The 15,243-nt window shown below is 43.0% G+C and carries 16 protein-coding genes; 7 read left to right on the forward strand and 9 right to left on the reverse strand.

Annotation, left to right across the window (positions count from 1 at the left end):
• Nucleotides 1-42: 42 nt before the first annotated feature.
• From ppgK to aroQ, 6 genes are all read right to left on the reverse strand, one after another.
• Nucleotides 43-789, reverse strand: a complete 747-nt coding sequence (gene ppgK / locus ACOOEY_RS16620) for a polyphosphate--glucose phosphotransferase (RefSeq protein WP_420385847.1) — start codon at nt 787-789, stop codon at nt 43-45.
• 61 nt (nt 790-850) lie between these two features.
• Nucleotides 851-1,342 carry a VOC family protein gene (locus tag ACOOEY_RS16625; protein WP_420385848.1) on the reverse strand — a complete coding sequence of 164 codons (492 nt, stop codon included), beginning with the start codon at nt 1,340-1,342 and terminating at the stop codon, nt 851-853.
• A gap of 160 nt (nt 1,343-1,502) precedes the next feature.
• Nucleotides 1,503-2,210 carry a tRNA1(Val) (adenine(37)-N6)-methyltransferase gene (locus ACOOEY_RS16630; protein ID WP_420385849.1) on the reverse strand — a complete coding sequence of 236 codons (708 nt, stop codon included), beginning with the start codon at nt 2,208-2,210 and terminating at the stop codon, nt 1,503-1,505.
• 26 nt (nt 2,211-2,236) lie between these two features.
• Entirely contained in the window at nt 2,237-2,695 is a 459-nt protein-coding gene (rnhA, locus tag ACOOEY_RS16635; RefSeq protein WP_420385850.1) for a ribonuclease HI, read from the reverse strand.
• A complete protein-coding gene (locus ACOOEY_RS16640) occupies nt 2,692-3,264 on the reverse strand; it encodes a MarC family protein (RefSeq protein ID WP_420385851.1) in 573 nt (190 codons plus the stop codon). The genes rnhA and ACOOEY_RS16640 overlap by 4 nt, the downstream gene beginning before the upstream one ends.
• Before the next feature lie 97 nt (nt 3,265-3,361).
• A complete protein-coding gene (gene aroQ / locus ACOOEY_RS16645) occupies nt 3,362-3,781 on the reverse strand; it encodes a type II 3-dehydroquinate dehydratase (RefSeq protein ID WP_420385852.1) in 420 nt (139 codons plus the stop codon).
• 139 nt (nt 3,782-3,920) lie between these two features.
• Between aroQ and xerD the strand changes: the two genes are divergently transcribed.
• Complete coding sequence (gene xerD, locus ACOOEY_RS16650) at nt 3,921-4,820, forward strand: site-specific tyrosine recombinase XerD (RefSeq protein WP_420385853.1); 900 nt, start codon at nt 3,921-3,923, stop codon at nt 4,818-4,820.
• 316 nt (nt 4,821-5,136) lie between these two features.
• On the opposite strand, the gene corA is transcribed toward xerD, so the two are convergent.
• Genes corA through ACOOEY_RS16665 form a run of 3 tightly spaced genes read right to left on the reverse strand, consistent with a single transcriptional unit; the run spans nt 5,137 to nt 7,923 of the window.
• Complete coding sequence (corA, locus tag ACOOEY_RS16655) at nt 5,137-6,252, reverse strand: magnesium/cobalt transporter CorA (RefSeq protein ID WP_420385854.1); 1,116 nt, start codon at nt 6,250-6,252, stop codon at nt 5,137-5,139.
• Complete coding sequence (locus ACOOEY_RS16660; RefSeq protein WP_420385855.1) at nt 6,182-7,069, reverse strand: mechanosensitive ion channel family protein; 888 nt, start codon at nt 7,067-7,069, stop codon at nt 6,182-6,184. The genes corA and ACOOEY_RS16660 overlap by 71 nt, the downstream gene beginning before the upstream one ends.
• Nucleotides 7,066-7,923, reverse strand: coding sequence for a universal stress protein (locus tag ACOOEY_RS16665; RefSeq protein ID WP_420385856.1), 858 nt, complete (start codon nt 7,921-7,923; stop codon nt 7,066-7,068). The genes ACOOEY_RS16660 and ACOOEY_RS16665 overlap by 4 nt, the downstream gene beginning before the upstream one ends.
• 133 nt (nt 7,924-8,056) lie before the next feature.
• Here ACOOEY_RS16665 and ACOOEY_RS16670 point away from each other — a divergent pair, with 133 nt between their 5' ends.
• The 6 genes from ACOOEY_RS16670 to ACOOEY_RS16695 are packed head-to-tail and all read left to right on the forward strand — an operon-like array spanning nt 8,057 to nt 15,166.
• The gene (locus ACOOEY_RS16670; RefSeq protein ID WP_420388662.1) at nt 8,057-9,109 is read left to right on the forward strand and encodes a quinone-dependent dihydroorotate dehydrogenase; all 1,053 of its coding nucleotides are present in this window, start codon (nt 8,057-8,059) and stop codon (nt 9,107-9,109) included.
• Nucleotides 9,110-9,169: 60 nt separating this feature from the next.
• Nucleotides 9,170-11,704: a DNA translocase FtsK 4TM domain-containing protein gene (locus ACOOEY_RS16675; protein WP_420385857.1), complete on the forward strand. Its 2,535-nt coding sequence runs from the start codon at nt 9,170-9,172 to the stop codon at nt 11,702-11,704.
• Nucleotides 11,705-11,725: 21 nt separating this feature from the next.
• Entirely contained in the window at nt 11,726-12,364 is a 639-nt protein-coding gene (locus tag ACOOEY_RS16680; protein WP_420385858.1) for a LolA family protein, read from the forward strand.
• Nucleotides 12,364-13,179: an orotidine-5'-phosphate decarboxylase gene (pyrF, locus tag ACOOEY_RS16685; RefSeq protein ID WP_420385859.1), complete on the forward strand. Its 816-nt coding sequence runs from the start codon at nt 12,364-12,366 to the stop codon at nt 13,177-13,179. Before ACOOEY_RS16680 ends, pyrF begins: the two co-directional genes overlap by 1 nt.
• A 25-nt stretch (nt 13,180-13,204) precedes the next feature.
• Nucleotides 13,205-14,479 carry a DUF2851 family protein gene (locus tag ACOOEY_RS16690; protein WP_420385860.1) on the forward strand — a complete coding sequence of 425 codons (1,275 nt, stop codon included), beginning with the start codon at nt 13,205-13,207 and terminating at the stop codon, nt 14,477-14,479.
• 54 nt (nt 14,480-14,533) lie between these two features.
• Nucleotides 14,534-15,166 carry an acetyltransferase gene (locus ACOOEY_RS16695; protein WP_420385861.1) on the forward strand — a complete coding sequence of 211 codons (633 nt, stop codon included), beginning with the start codon at nt 14,534-14,536 and terminating at the stop codon, nt 15,164-15,166.
• The last annotated feature ends 77 nt before the right edge of the window (nt 15,167-15,243 follow it).

Consider the following 15,243-nt stretch of genomic DNA (forward strand, 5'->3'; position numbering starts at 1 on the left):
AAGTCTGTAACATATTCCCTCGTGAGATAGGAGCAATCTAACCTACTTATGATGCTCGGCAGCATTGACAGCCGCACCGATAATACCGGCATTGTTTTGCTTTTCAGAAGCCACATAAGGTGTTCTGATGTCGATCTGATCTCTGAACTTGTGAATATGCTTGCTTACTCCTCCACCAAGAATAATAAAGTCAGGGGTTAAAACCCGCTCGATATGCTTTAGGAACTTGTTGAGTCTTTTGCCCCAGGCTTCAAAACTCAGTTCTTCTTTCTTACGAGCTGAATCTGCTGCGTAGTATTCAATCAGGTCGCCTGTTTTATAGTAGAGCCTGCCCATTTCGAAATTAGGAATCAGTTGGCCATCCCAGAAAACACCGCTCCCGAGACCTGTACCGATTGTAATGACCATCACCAGGCCACCTTTATGATGTCTGCCGGCTCCAAATCGCATTTCAGCCAGTCCTGCAGCATCCGCATCATTGATCACCGTAACGGTTTCTCCAGAATACTCGCAAATCAAATCATCTATCTGAGTGCCCTTCCAGCTTTTGTGCAGATTGCTGCTGTACATTGCTTTTCCATTGACCACTACAGTAGGGAAGGCAACACCGATGTTATCTTTCCACTTCAGTTGTTCTTTAATGTCTCTGATGACATCAGCTACAGCGCCAGGAGTGGAGGGATTAGGGGTGGCGATTCTTATTCTGTCTGAAACCAGTTTACCTGTTTCTGTATCGACAATGGCCCCTTTGATGCCGCTTCCGCCAACATCTATTCCCAAAATTTCCATAGCTATCAATTAAAGCCGACCAAGTTATCGGAATAATATAAACCCTGCAAGTCAGAGTCTGTCAGGTGTCTAGCTCTTGGAGTAAAGAGCTGATATTTAACCTTTCGGTGTACATATCAATTTCCCCTTCTTCAGTCAATGGCCATTGATCTTTGGGGCGATCCCAATAGAGTTCTACACCATTACCATCAGGATCGTCAAGATAGAGTGCTTCTGAAACACCATGATCAGCGAAACCGGTAAAAGGATACTGCTCTTCTGTTATGCGCTGGTAAATTTGAGCGAGGTCCTTTCTGGTTGGATATAAAATGGCTGTATGGAAAAGTCCAGGATATTGTGGAGGGGCAGGTGGTTGTCCTTTGCTTTGCCAGGTGTTGAGACCAATATGATGGTGGTATCCCCCTGCTGATATGAAAGCAGCCTGAGTACCATACTTTTGCATTAACTCAAAACCGAGTAGCCCGCAGTAGAAGTCAAGCGAACGATTTAGGTCAGCCACTTTCAGGTGTACATGACCAATTCTCGTTTGGTCAGGTAGTTGATATTTTTTCATAGAAATCGAACAAGTTATTGCGGTAAAAAATTCACTGGTGATTGAGTAACCACTGATAGATGAAGCCATTGTTTCTTCAATGGTTATGTCTAAGTGTTACCCGCTTTGGTTTTTGAAGTAGAGGCAAACATGATAAAAGGGAGCGAGAGCATTATCTTCCTCACAGATGAAGATAATAAGGTTTTAAGTAATCAGTGAAAGCTTCGCTGTAGTCGCCATGAGCAGATCTGATAAAGTAACTCTCTCTTTCCGTCTGTTCGGGTTTAGCTTTAGTCAGCTTTACGATTTTCCTGAAAATGGCGCCTTCCTCAGTGTTGCTAAGCAAGATTTCTTTGGACAAAAAGAAACCATGGGCAGAAGATTTTCCCAGGAGCTGATTCATTTCCTCTTCAGGGTACATAATCCAGAAAGAGCCGGTTGTTTTAAGTAAGTCTCTACCATATTGAAGTAACTCGTCCATGGAAAGGGTGGAAGCATGTAAGGCCAGGTTTTTGGAATTGGATTTACCCTGTTGGGAATTAGCAAAAAAGGGAGGATTGCAAACCAATTGGTCGTAGTACACCTGGGTGCTAAACTCCTGAAACGGGCTATGGTGAACTCGCAATCGGTCTTTCCAGGGAGAAGTTGAAAAGTTAGCTTGAGCCTGATTATAGGCATTGTCGTCTATTTCGATAGCCTCTATCTGTGCTGTTGATCTTTGAGCCAGCATCAGCGACAGTAACCCGGTGCCTGTTCCAATATCCAGTATTCTGCCTTCAGCCACTGGTTCAATCACTGCTCCAAAAAAGCAGCCATCGGTAGTGACCTTCATGCCGCATTGGTCCTGATTTACCTTGAATTGCTTAAACTGGAAATAGGTATTTGGCATGATGATGAATTTACCTCAATGGAAAGCTAGGAGTAGAGCCCCGACTCAAAACCTTCGTCAATCAGTAATTTGCTGCCCTCAGCGGCCTCAACGGCTAACTGGTCGCATCGCTCATTTTCAGGAATACCCGCATGGCCCTTTACCCATTGAAAGGTGACCCTGTGTTTATTGTAAATGTCTACAAAGCGCAACCAGAGATCTTTATTCTTTTTCCCCTTGAAGTCTTTCTTAATCCAGCCCCAAAGCCAGCCCTTGGTTACCGAGTCGATTACGTATTTGGAGTCCGAGTAAATCTTTACCGGGGCATTAGCCACTTTGATGGATTCCAGACCAACGATAATGGCCAGCAATTCCATTCGGTTGTTGGTGGTTTTTCGAAAGCCTTCAGAGATTTCTTTTCGGTGCTCTTTGTATTTCATGACGACTCCATAGCCACCAGGACCTGGATTTCCCCGGGAAGAGCCATCAGTATAAATAATGATCATAGATTGGCAATATTGTCTTTAAAGAGCTTGATCGCAATGGATAGCAGGATAATTCCGAATATTTTCTGAAGTATGCCGATTCCGCCTTCACCGATTTTACGCTCCAGCCAGTTAGTCGATTTTAAGACCAGATAAACAAAGCCCAGGTTGATGATAATACCAACCAGGATATTCACTTCGTCATATTCTGCCTTGATGGAAATAAGAGTAGTCAAAGTTCCGGCACCGGCAATTAGCGGGAAGGCGATAGGTACGACTGAACTGTTATTCGCTGCGGTAGGCTCGTTTTTGAAGAAGTTTCTACCCAGAATCATTTCCATACCGATAATGAACATGATAATAGAACCGGCAATGGCAAATGAACCTACATCGATACCAAATAAGCCAAGCAGGTTGTCTCCGGCAAAAAGGAAAAGAATCATCAGTACCCCGGCTACCAGTGTTGCTTTTTCAGATTGAACATGCCCCACCTTCTTTCTCAGGTCGATGATGATTGGAATGGAGCCTAGAATATCGATTACCGAAAACAGAATCAGCGTAACCGAAATGATTTGAGTGAAGTCCAGCATCGTTGAAAAATTTTTACAAAGCTACTGAGACTAAGTGAAATCAGTCTCCTAAATTCATCAAGATTCTGTTAGATAAAATGGACCTGAAAGTAAGTTTTTAGATACTTTGTAAGTAACCTAAAGCCATTTCATATCCCTTCAAGCCAAAACCGGTGATCATTCCGGCACAATGGGCTGTAATCAGGCTCAGGTGCCGGTATTCTTCGCGGGCATGGATATTGGAAATATGTACTTCAACCACGGGTGTTTTAATGGCCGCAATGGCATCGGATATAGCCACCGAAGTATGGGTATAGGCTCCGGCATTCAGAATAATACCGTCATAAGAGAAACCGACCTCATGTAATTTATTGATTAGTTCACCTTCAACATTACTTTGATAATACTCCAGTTCAATGTCAGGGTATTTGCCTTTCAATTCATTGAAATAACTATCGAAGCTTTGGTCTCCATAAACACTCTTTTCTCTTACGCCCAGTAGGTTCAGGTTAGGACCATTGATGATGATGATTTTCATAAGGCTAAAACTACATGATTATCTGGAATTTGTTTGGATAATCTCCACCTCCGTTCTCTGAATACCTCTGCTGGTGGGGTAGGGTAAATAAAAAATTGAGTTTGCCTTTTTTGAAGAACCTAATTCACTAAACTTGAAAATGGCCTGGGATATCTACATACAGGAATATGAAAACTACCTGAAACTCGAGCGTTCACTCAGTACTAACTCTGTGGAGGCTTATGTCCGCGATGTGAGCAAGCTAAAACAGTTTCTGGAACTTTCAGGTGAAAAAATTACACCCCTCCAAATCACGATGGTGGAGTTGCAAAACTTCATCGAATATATCAATGATTTGGGGATGAGTGCTTTTTCCCAGGCACGGATTATCTCCGGAATTAAGTCATTCTATAAGTTTTTACTCTACGAAGGAGAGTTGGATCATGACCCGACAGAGTTATTGGAAGCGCCAAAGCTGGGACGAAAGCTTCCTGATACCCTGAGTGTAGACGAAATCGATCAGATATTAGCTGCTATTGACCATTCTACGCCTGAAGGAATGCGTAACCGGGCCATGCTGGAAACACTGTACAGCTCAGGTTTACGTGTTTCAGAGTTAATCGGACTGAAAATGTCTAATGTCCATTTCGATGTGGGCTTTTTGAGGATTTTTGGAAAAGGTAGCAAGGAAAGATTGGTGCCTATAGGTAAAGAGGCACTGAAGTATATAAAGATATACATGGAGGAAGTTAGAGTTCACCTGGATATTAAATCAGGGAATGAAAGCTTTATGTTCCTCAACCGCAATGGGCGTCAGCTGAGTCGGCAGATGGTGTTTATCGTTATCAAAAATCTCGTGGAGAAGGCAGGTATTCAAAAAGCCATCAGCCCGCACACCTTCAGGCACTCTTTCGCAACACACCTGATTGAAGGTGGAGCAGACCTTAGAGCCGTGCAGGAAATGCTGGGTCACGAGTCTATTACCACAACAGAAATCTATACTCACTTAGATAGAGATTATCTAAGGCAGGTGATTCAGGAGTTTCATCCGAGAAGTTAGTTTAATGTTTAATATTTGAGGTTTCTATCCCAAGCGTAGGGAGGGATCATCTCTTCCCAAGCTTATGGTAGATCTTTCGTTTCACTCAAGATAGAAAGAGACGAAGGTCAGTCTTGTCTAGATAACTTGCAGTTGAGAGAAAACTGATCGCTCTCTTTTTCATCCCGAGTGGGCGAGGGATCTGTAAACTGTATGCTTAGGCAGAACTTTCGCTTCGCTCAAGATGACATACTCGGTATCTGTATCTGAAATGAGGTACCGCTTTATCATTGGCTAATTATCAAATTTTCAAATTAACACATCATCAAATTGAAAATCAAAGCCACTTCTTACGCTTGAAATAATAGACCATTCCCAAAGCAACGATGACTATGGCTCCCCAGAAAATAGGATAGGAGTATTCATAGCTGAGTTCAGGCATGTGCTCGAAGTTCATCCCGTAAATCCCCGCCATAAATGTCAGTGGAATGAATACTACTGAAAAGATGGTCAATACCTTCAATACATCATTCAGCTTATTGGTCATGTGGGTATGGTATGTATTGAGGTTGTCATTGATGGTCTCGCGATATACCTCGATTGTTTCAGTAACGTGGGTGATGTGGTCGTTCAGGTCTTTCAGGAACGGACGGGTCTTTTTATCGATCAGTAAAAGGTCAGATTTATTGAAAGAGATAACCGTATCACGCAAAGGCCTGGCAAAGCGCCTTAGATAGTTGACCTCCTTTTTGCTCAGGTTAAGATCATTTAGAATGGTCTTCTTGAAATCGCCCAGTAATCTGGCTTCCTGTTCATTGATTTCATCGCCATACTCTTCAATAATGGCCAGGTAGTGATCGACAATGACATCAAGCAGGGCAAAAGCCAGGTAGTCCGATTGCCTCGTTCTGATTCTTCCTTTAGCATTTCTAAGCCGGCCTCTGACGCCATCGAAGATATCGCCATCCTTTTCCTGAAAAGTAATGATGTAGCCTTCACCGACAATCATACTGAACTGCTCTGATATGATGGTTTCATCCGATGTTCTGAACATCTTGGCTGCCATAAAGAAGTGATCGTCATATTCATCAAAGGTGGGTCTCTGATTAACATTCAGAATATCTTCAAGTGCCAGGTTATGAATCTGGAAGGCCTCACCAATCTTTTGAATGGCCTCAATCTCATGCAAGCCAACTACGTTGAGCCAGGTCGTATAGCCATCCTTACGAAGGTCTTGAAGTCCGTTGAAATCTACAGAGGTCTCTATCAGATCTTCCGGATTGAACTGCATCAATTCAAGCCTTACCTGATCGACATGGCGTTCCCCGGTGTAAATAAGAGCACCGGGCATTTGATTAAGCTTTTTAGAAACTACGCCAGGTTCAGCTTTCTTTTTTCTTCGCCTCCTTATAGACAATAGTTCGGTAGGGGAAAGGTATTTCAATTCCTTCACGATCGAATCTTTGTTTAATTGACTTATTAATATCGCATTTTAATTCGAAACCTTTAATGGGGTCATCTGTCCATACATTGGCTCGTAAATTCAGGCTGGATTCACCAAATTCCAGCAGTCTCACTATCACCGCAGGCGTGCCATCGGCCAGTTCCTCTTCACTTCGGTAGTCGACAAAGTTAGGGTGTGCCATGGCCTCTTCCTGAATAATTTTTGTGGCCAGATCAACGTCTGAGTCATATGAAATGCCGAAGAAGATATGATTGTTCACCTTTTCCTCTACAATGTTGAAATTGTGAATGGTTTCGGCACTTATCACCGAGTTGGGAATAATAAGCCTTTTGTTTTCGAAATCTCTGATGACTGTGTGCCTCAGGGTAATGTCTTCCACTATCCCTGAATAGAGGTTAGATATTTTTACAATATCACCCACTCTGAAGGGCTTAAAGATCACAATGAAAATACCGCTGACAATATTGGAAAAAGCTGCCTGTGAGGCAAAACCGATAATGGCTGCAATAATACCGGCAGAGGCAAACAAGGTAACCCCTACGGTTCTGAATTCCGGTATGGAAATGAACAGGATGATGAGTGCCGCAGTGTAGAAGATAAAGCCCAGGGCATTGCTCAGAAACTTGTACTTGGTTGGGTCTACTCTTATTTCATCGGAAGACTTATTGATTTCTTTGTTGAGTATGGCTCTGACAATTCGCAGAATGATGTAGGCAAGAATGAAAATGCCCACCACATAAGCAGCGAGATTAAGTATGCCGAATTCGGAAAAATTAAGGAAGTCGAAAGGCAGTTCTATATTCATTGAGTAATGTTGAGATTAAATGTCATCACAGGTATATCGGAGCGGGTAATCAGGTACTCGGTGATATTTCCCTTGATCAAATCTTTAATGGTTTCGCTGTGCTTGGAGAATAGGGCAATCATGTCTGACTCGAAATAATCAGCGGCATTCAGCAGTCCCTTTTGCAATTGTTTGGTATTGAAAACTTTCACCTCATACCCCTTCAGTCCATGCATTTCGAACCAGGCCCTGCTTTTCTTCCTGATCTGGGGAGAGGTTTGAAAAAAGGCCGGAGTATTGATGAAAACGAACTGTAGCTCTGCTCCAAACTTCTCTGAGAAGCTCAGTAAGTCCTTCATCTTCTGATTACAGTTGTCTTCCAGGTTAGTAGGTACTAAGATCTTTTCAGGGGTAAAGGCTTCATCTTCCTTGTTGACCGTAATCACGGGATTCATGGCCAGCTTGGCGATTCGCTCTGGATGGGTTCTCTTCAGGAATTCATCAAAACGCTGATGCTCATAATTACCCACTATGGTCAGATCGAAGCCTTCTTCAGCCACCAGTTCTGCAATCCTGTCTGGTGAACTGTCAATCTTCAGTTTGTAAGAAACATGGATTCCTTCATCGTTGAGCAGCTTTATGTACTTATCCATTTTCTGCTCATTCTTGGAAATAATTTCTTCCAGAAATTTCTGCCCTGTCTGAGACTTGCTTTTGTAAACTCCCAATTCATCGAGATAGACTGCCAAAGCTGCTTTCACCACATGAATCAAATGAATCTCCGCATCGGTCTTTTTGGCAATGCTCTTAGCCACCATCAAGGCCTTTTGCGTCTTCTCTGTAAAGTCTACCGGAACAAGTATCTTTTCGTACATAGGGTGCGATATTTAAGATCAAATTCTCATATATCTGATTAATCGCCAAAAGGAATTTGATAAATAGTTGAAAGGCCTTTTGAAAATTTCAATTCTGGTTGAACTCGACTATTTTTGCCTGAAATCTTCGGCCTTGTACAAAATCTTCATCAAACCCTTTCTGTTCCTTAAAAATCCTGAACCTGCTCACTACTTCGCATTCAACTGGATACGAAGAATGTTTAAAGCTCCGGGAGTATCGTCAATCACCCGTTCACTCTTTCATTTCAGCCACAAAGAGTTGGAGACAGAGTGTTTTGGTCTGAAGTTTCCCAACCCGGTAGGTTTGGCTGCGGGCTTTGATAAGGACGCCAGGCTGTTCGATGAGCTTTCTGCTTTTGGCTTCGGCTTTATTGAAATAGGAACACTAACTCCAAAAGGACAGGATGGTAACCCGAAACCGAGGCTTTTCAGGTTGCCTGACGACAGGAGTTTGATTAACCGGATGGGATTCAATAATGAAGGAGTGGAGGCCGCCATTGAAAGGCTGAGAAATAAGAAAACAGGTGTCTTGATTGGTGGAAACATTGGTAAGAACAAGGTAACCCCCAACGACCAGGCCGTAGAAGATTATCTATACTGCTACAATGCGCTTGAACCCTATGTAGATTATTTTGTGGTGAATGTGAGTTCACCCAATACTCCTAATCTGCGTGAATTACAAGACAAAGAACCGCTGACCGCCTTGCTGAATACTTTACAATTGAGGAAAAAGGAGATTGGTGCTAAACAACCTATTCTGCTCAAGATTGCTCCGGACCTGACCGAATCGCAATTGACGGACATCATCGATATAGTGAAAACCACCGGAATTGATGGTGTTATAGCAACCAACACCACCATTTCCAGAGAAGGGTTGAAAACTCCTAAGGAGACCATAGACCAGATTGGTGCGGGTGGATTAAGTGGTGCTGCTGTTACCGACAGGTCTACAGAAGTGATTCGGTATTTGCATCAGCATTCAGGAGGAGCTTTCCCAATCATAGGAGTCGGAGGAATATTAACGGCAGCCGATGCCATTGCCAAGCTTGAAGCGGGGGCAAGCCTTGTTCAGGTCTATACAGGCTTTATTTATGAAGGTCCTTCAATGGTGAAGAAAATTAACAAAGGAATCCTTCGTTGGAAAAAAGCACAGCAGAAGGTCTGAATGCCTTATGCGGTTTCCAAAATTCATTTAACTTCGTACAAACTGGTTTAAAATTTTTAAATGGCTCAAAACACCTATAAGTCCAACACCTTCAAAAGTAACCAGGGCAAGAAACCCAAAGCCAAAAGAAAAGTCTCTCTCAATTTCAGCCTTCCTTTTTTGAAAGACAGAAGAGTACAACTTTCCGTAGGCTTCTTTTTGCTGTTGGCTTCCGTGTTTATCTTCCTTTCCTGTTTCAGCTACCTTTTTACAGGTAAGGCTGATCAAAGTGTGGTAGAAGCCTTTTTTGCTGATGGAGAGACCGTTCAGTCACTCGGTAGAGAAGCTACTAACTGGATGAAACTCCTGGGGGCACTCACTGCCCACAAGCTGATATTCTCCTGGTTTGGAATCGGAGCCTTTCTAATCCCTCCCTTTCTATTTATCCTCGGTTACAAGATTGTTTGGGGTAAGGCCTTGATGAAATTGACCCGGGCATTTGCTGCCACAACCTTTTTCCTGGTGTGGATCAGCTTGCTCATGGGCTCCATGATTAAGTCCGATGATTCTGTTTCTGAGTGGAGCTTCTATTCAGGTGGCCTGGGATATGAACTGTCGCTTTTCTTCGATAGCCTCCTGGGTTATGGAACTATACTTTTTCTGGCCTTTACACTTTTAGTCTTTACTATTTTCTTCTTCAATATTACAGAAGTGCTCAGCCTGAAAAAGGCAACCAAAGGAGTGGTGCCTGTCTCAGATACGGATAAAGATTCAGTTGTTGAAGAGCAAGAAGTAGAAGATTCTTTAGAAGCGGATGAAGAGGGCGAGGAAGATATGGATGACTCTGAAAGTTGGGTAGTCTCCATCAAGGATGAAGACGAACAAACAGAGGAACCAGAGGAGGAACTGGCTCAGCCCATCAAACTGAATACAGAACCGGAGCCAGTAGAACCGGTAGAAGAGGAGACCGAAGAAGATGATAAAAGCTTAGAGCTAGATGTTCAGGAACCGGTCAATAAACCTAAGCCTAAACCGCAGGAAGCTGAACCTGCCTTTGAAGTAGAGATTAAGGAAGCTTCTGATAAACTGGTTGAAAAGGCCGGTCATTATGATCCGACACTCGATTTAGCCAAGTTCCAGTTCCCAACCGTTGACCTGCTCAATGAATATTCTACCGGCAAAATTCAGGTAACTAAAGACGAGCTTCAGCAGAACAAAGACAAGATTGTTGAAACCCTGACCAACTTTAAGATTGGTATTGCCAGTATCAAGGCTACTATCGGGCCAACAGTTACCCTTTACGAAATTGTACCTGAAGCAGGGGTGAAGATTTCCAAGATTAAGAACCTGGAAGATGACATTGCGCTGAGTCTTGCGGCATTGGGAATTCGTATCATTGCTCCGATTCCGGGTAAAGGCACCATCGGTATAGAAGTACCGAACAAGAATAAAGAAATGGTATCCATGCGTTCTGTGATTTCTACAGATAAGTTCATGAACTCAGACATGGCACTGCCAGTGGCCTTGGGTAAGACCATTTCCAATGAGGTTTTTGTGGCCGACCTGGCCAAAATGCCACACTTGTTAATGGCAGGTGCTACGGGACAGGGTAAGTCAGTGGGCTTAAACGTGATCCTCGCTTCACTACTCTATAAGAAGCACCCTTCACAGCTTAAATTTGTGTTGGTTGATCCGAAGAAGGTGGAATTAACCCTCTTCAATAAAATCGAAAGACACTACCTGGCTAAGTTGCCAGATAATGAGGAGCCCATTATCACCGATACCAAAAAGGTAATTTACACCCTGAACTCTCTCTGTATCGAGATGGACCAGCGTTACGATTTATTGAAAGATGCTGCCTGTAGAAACATCAAAGAGTACAATAAGAAATTCATAGATCGAAGATTAAATCCTGAGAAGGGTCACAGATTCCTCCCTTACATCGTCCTGGTAATAGATGAGTTGGCAGATTTAATGATGACCGCAGGAAAAGAAGTAGAAACCCCTATTGCCAGACTGGCTCAGCTGGCTCGTGCCATTGGTATTCACCTGGTGGTCGCTACGCAGAGACCTTCGGTTAACGTGATTACAGGTATTATCAAGGCCAACTTCCCGGCCAGATTGTCTTTCAGAGTAACATCGAAAGTAGACTCCAGAACAATTCTCGATGCGGGAGGTGCCGATCAGCTGATCGGACAAGGGGATATGCTGCTTTCTATGGGCTCAGAAATCACAAGATTGCAGTGTGCATTTGTAGATACGCCAGAAGTAGACGAGATTTGCGAATTCATTGGTTCTCAGAAAGGCTATGAGTCAGCCTATCTTCTGCCTGAGTATGTAGGCGAAGATGAAGGAGGAAGCAAAGCCGATGTTGACCTGTCGGAAAGAGATGTGCTTTTTGATGAAGCTGCCAGATTAATCGTAGCCCATCAGCAGGGAAGTACCAGTTTAATACAGCGAAAGCTCAAACTGGGATATAACAGGGCCGGACGACTGATTGATCAGCTGGAGGCTGCCGGAATTGTGGGACCCTTTGAAGGGAGTAAGGCCAGAGAGGTGCTTATACCCGATGAGTATAGTTTGGAACAGTTATTGAATAATCTGGACAGTAACTGAAATCCAGTAATAGAATAGAGAATGAAAAGAATATTTATAGTGATGTGTTGGATGGTCATCTCGTTGATGGCTGTAGGGCAGGAAGAAGATCCAAAAGCCATTTTGGATAAAATGAGTTCGGTTTATAAGGCAATGCCTGGATATGAAATTGGCTTTATTCAGAAAGTAATGAGTGAGGCAGAGGTAGTTGACCGCTTAACGGGAGAAGCCTCTGTTTCCAAGAGCATGTTCCTGATCAAGTTTCAGGATCAACATATTTATTGTAATGGTACCGTGTTGTGGACCTACCTTGTAGAATCACAGGAATTGACCATCAGTAACTTTGAACCGGAAGAAGCAGTAATTAATCCTTCTAATGTGTATGACATCTACAAAGAGGGCTTTACCTATGCTTACAAAAGACAAGACAATATCAATGGTGAAATGGTGCATGTGGTAGAGTTGACTTCTACTGACAGCGATTCTGATTTTACCAATGTGATTATGTACATCGGACAAAAGGATTCATTTTTAAAGGCCTGGGACTTGATTGACTACGCAGGAGTAAAGACCGCTTTCGAAGTGTCTGCTTTCAAGCCAAGCGTTACTTTCCCGGAAGGCTATTTTGAATTTGATGAAGAGAAGAACCCGGTACAATACAAAGAAGACCTTCGTAATTAATGAACAAAGCTCAGCTATTTGATCAGATCAAGGCCAAATCATCTTATCTCTGTGTTGGCCTTGATACAGATATTCATAAAATTCCAGAACATTTAAAAAAAGCGGACGATCCGCTTTTTGAGTTTAATAAGCAGATCATTGATGCTACCATAGATTATGCGGTAGCTTATAAACCCAATATCGCTTTTTATGAAGCTCATGGTCTCAAAGGCTGGGAAAGCCTGATGAAGACAATAGAGTATATACCCAATGAGGCTTTTATCATCGCGGATGCTAAGAGAGGAGATATTGGCAATACTTCACGAATGTATGCAAGGGCCTTTTTCGAGGAAATGAATTGCGATGCCGTGACGGTTGCTCCCTACATGGGAGAAGATTCAGTAAAACCATTTCTGGACTTTCCTGACAAATGGGTGATTCTGCTGGCCTTGACTTCTAATGCAGGAGGGAAGGATTTTCAGAATCTGCAGCTACAATCGGGCGGAGAAGTTTACGAGAAAGTTTTAGAGAAGAGCCAGGAATGGGGGTCTGATGATCAGATGATGTATGTAGTAGGCGCTACCAAAGCGCAGGCATTAACCAACATCAGAAAGATCGTTCCCAACCACTTCTTGCTAGTGCCGGGTGTTGGTGCTCAGGGAGGAAGTTTAAGCGAAGTTTCTGAGTATGGAATGAACAGAGAATGTGGCCTTTTGGTAAACTCTTCCAGAGGGATCATTTATGCTGATTCTACTGAAGATTTTGCTCGCGTAGCAGGTCAGGAAGCTTCTAATATTCAACAAGAAATGTATAATTATTTAGAAAAATATTGCTAACTTATTTGGTGCTTAAACACACCAGATGGTTCAGGAAGACTTTCTACATTTCGTTTGGCAACATCAGTATTTTAATTCCAGCCACCTTTTTACTACTGAGGGGAAATCCTTAGAAGTATTCAAGACAGGTTTCCATAACGAATTGGCCGGCCCCGACTTCAAAGAAGCCCGACTCAAGATTGATGGTTTGCTTTGGACAGGTTCAATTGAGATTCATCTCAAATCTTCCGACTGGTTAGCTCATCAGCATTCCGGTGATCCTAATTATGAAAACGTCATACTCCATGTCGTTTATGAACATAATCAGGAAGTACTGAATGAGGAAGGAAGAGCAATTCCAACCTTGGCCTTGAAAGGATTGATTAAGCCAGGTATCCTGTCCAGGTACAAGACCATTCTTAATAGCCAATCAGAGATTTACTGCAGTGACTTATTTCCTAAAGTCAGGGGAGTCACCCGCCTCGCAATGCTTGAGTCAGCACTGGTCAGGCGATTGCAGCGAAAAGGCGAACTATTCAAGAAAGTGCTGGAGAAGAATAACAACGATTGGGAACAGTCAACTTTTGAATGGGTAGCCAGAGGCTTCGGGTTTAAAACCAATGCCGAAAGCATGTCTGAACTGGCCGTGACGGTACCGCTGAAAGTACTTTTAAAGCACGATAGCCGCATGCAGTGGGAAGCTTTACTGTATGGAGCCAGTGGGCTACTCAATTCCGATCATCACGATGAGTATGCTGACTTACTCAGAAGAGAATATGCCTTTTTGGAACGTAAGTATAACATTCGGTCCAGCCTGACTTATAACCAATGGCATTTTTCTGGCGTTCGGCCATCCAGCTTTCCAACATTGAGAATAGCTCAATTCACCACACTGGTACATACCCATCGAAGTTTATTCTCATTGTTCACGCAATTCGACTCTATCAAAGACCTTGAGAAACTGTTACAGTTAGAACAATCCGAATATTGGCAAAAACACCTCAATTTTGGCAAAGTGGCCAAAAGTCCATCCAGGGCTTTATCCAAAACTGCTGTACAGAATCTGCTGATCAATGTAGTTGCTCCGCTTTTAGTGGCCTATGCGATCTATAAATCCAATAACAATATGCTAGACAAGGCCATGAGTGTGTTAATGGCGCTGCCTGTTGAAGACAACCATATCATCAGGAAGTGGCAAGGTCTGGGTTGGAATGTTAATTCTGGATTTGATACACAAGGCCTCATAGAACTCTACAATGAATATTGCATTCAGAAAAAATGTCTGAAGTGTAAGATTGGAGCTGAGCTGGTAAAAGCCTGATATACTTATATTTTGAGAGGAAAACAGTTAACTTTGCAGCCGCAAATTTAAACTATGGAGAATCCGGTAATCATTTTTGGAGCGAATGCACTCGGTAGAGCTGCAGTGGAGATTTTTGAGAGTAATGATATCATCGTTTACGGCTTCCTGGACGATAATGAAGAACTTCATGGTCAAACCCTTGGAGAGTTGAGCATTCTGGGAAGAACAGATGATGATGGCTATCTGAAACTGATCGGTAAAAAATGCGAAGCATTCATTGCGGTAGATGACAGACCTTTGAGAAAAGGGTTGGTTAAACTCATCAAGGAACGTAGAAAAATGATGCCTGTGAATGCGATTCACAGCAATACTGAAATTGCACCTTCAGCACATGTTGGGCACGGAGAGTTTATCAATAGTGGAGTGATTATCGGAGCCAATGCTAAAATTGGTGATCACTGTATGATTCATACCAATGCCTCTGTTGACTTCAGTGCTCAACTGGGCGATCTGGTTCAGGTAGGATCGGGTAGTGTAATTGGTAGTGAAGCCGAAATTGGTGATAACGTCTTTATCGGTTCAGGTGTAACCATTGTACCGGGAATCAAAGTGGGTAAAAATGCCCGTATTGGTGCCGGATCTGTGGTGATCGCTAATGTAGAAGAAGGAGAGACCGTCTTCGGTAATCCAGCGGCTAAGGTTTAGAGGTTGAGATTTGGAAAGTGTTAAGATCCAACTTCCAGATATAGCAACTTCCCGACACAAGAACCTGGAAACTTAAG

The organism is Roseivirga sp., assembly GCF_965216855.1.
Lineage (GTDB): Bacteria > Bacteroidota > Bacteroidia > Cytophagales > Cyclobacteriaceae > Roseivirga.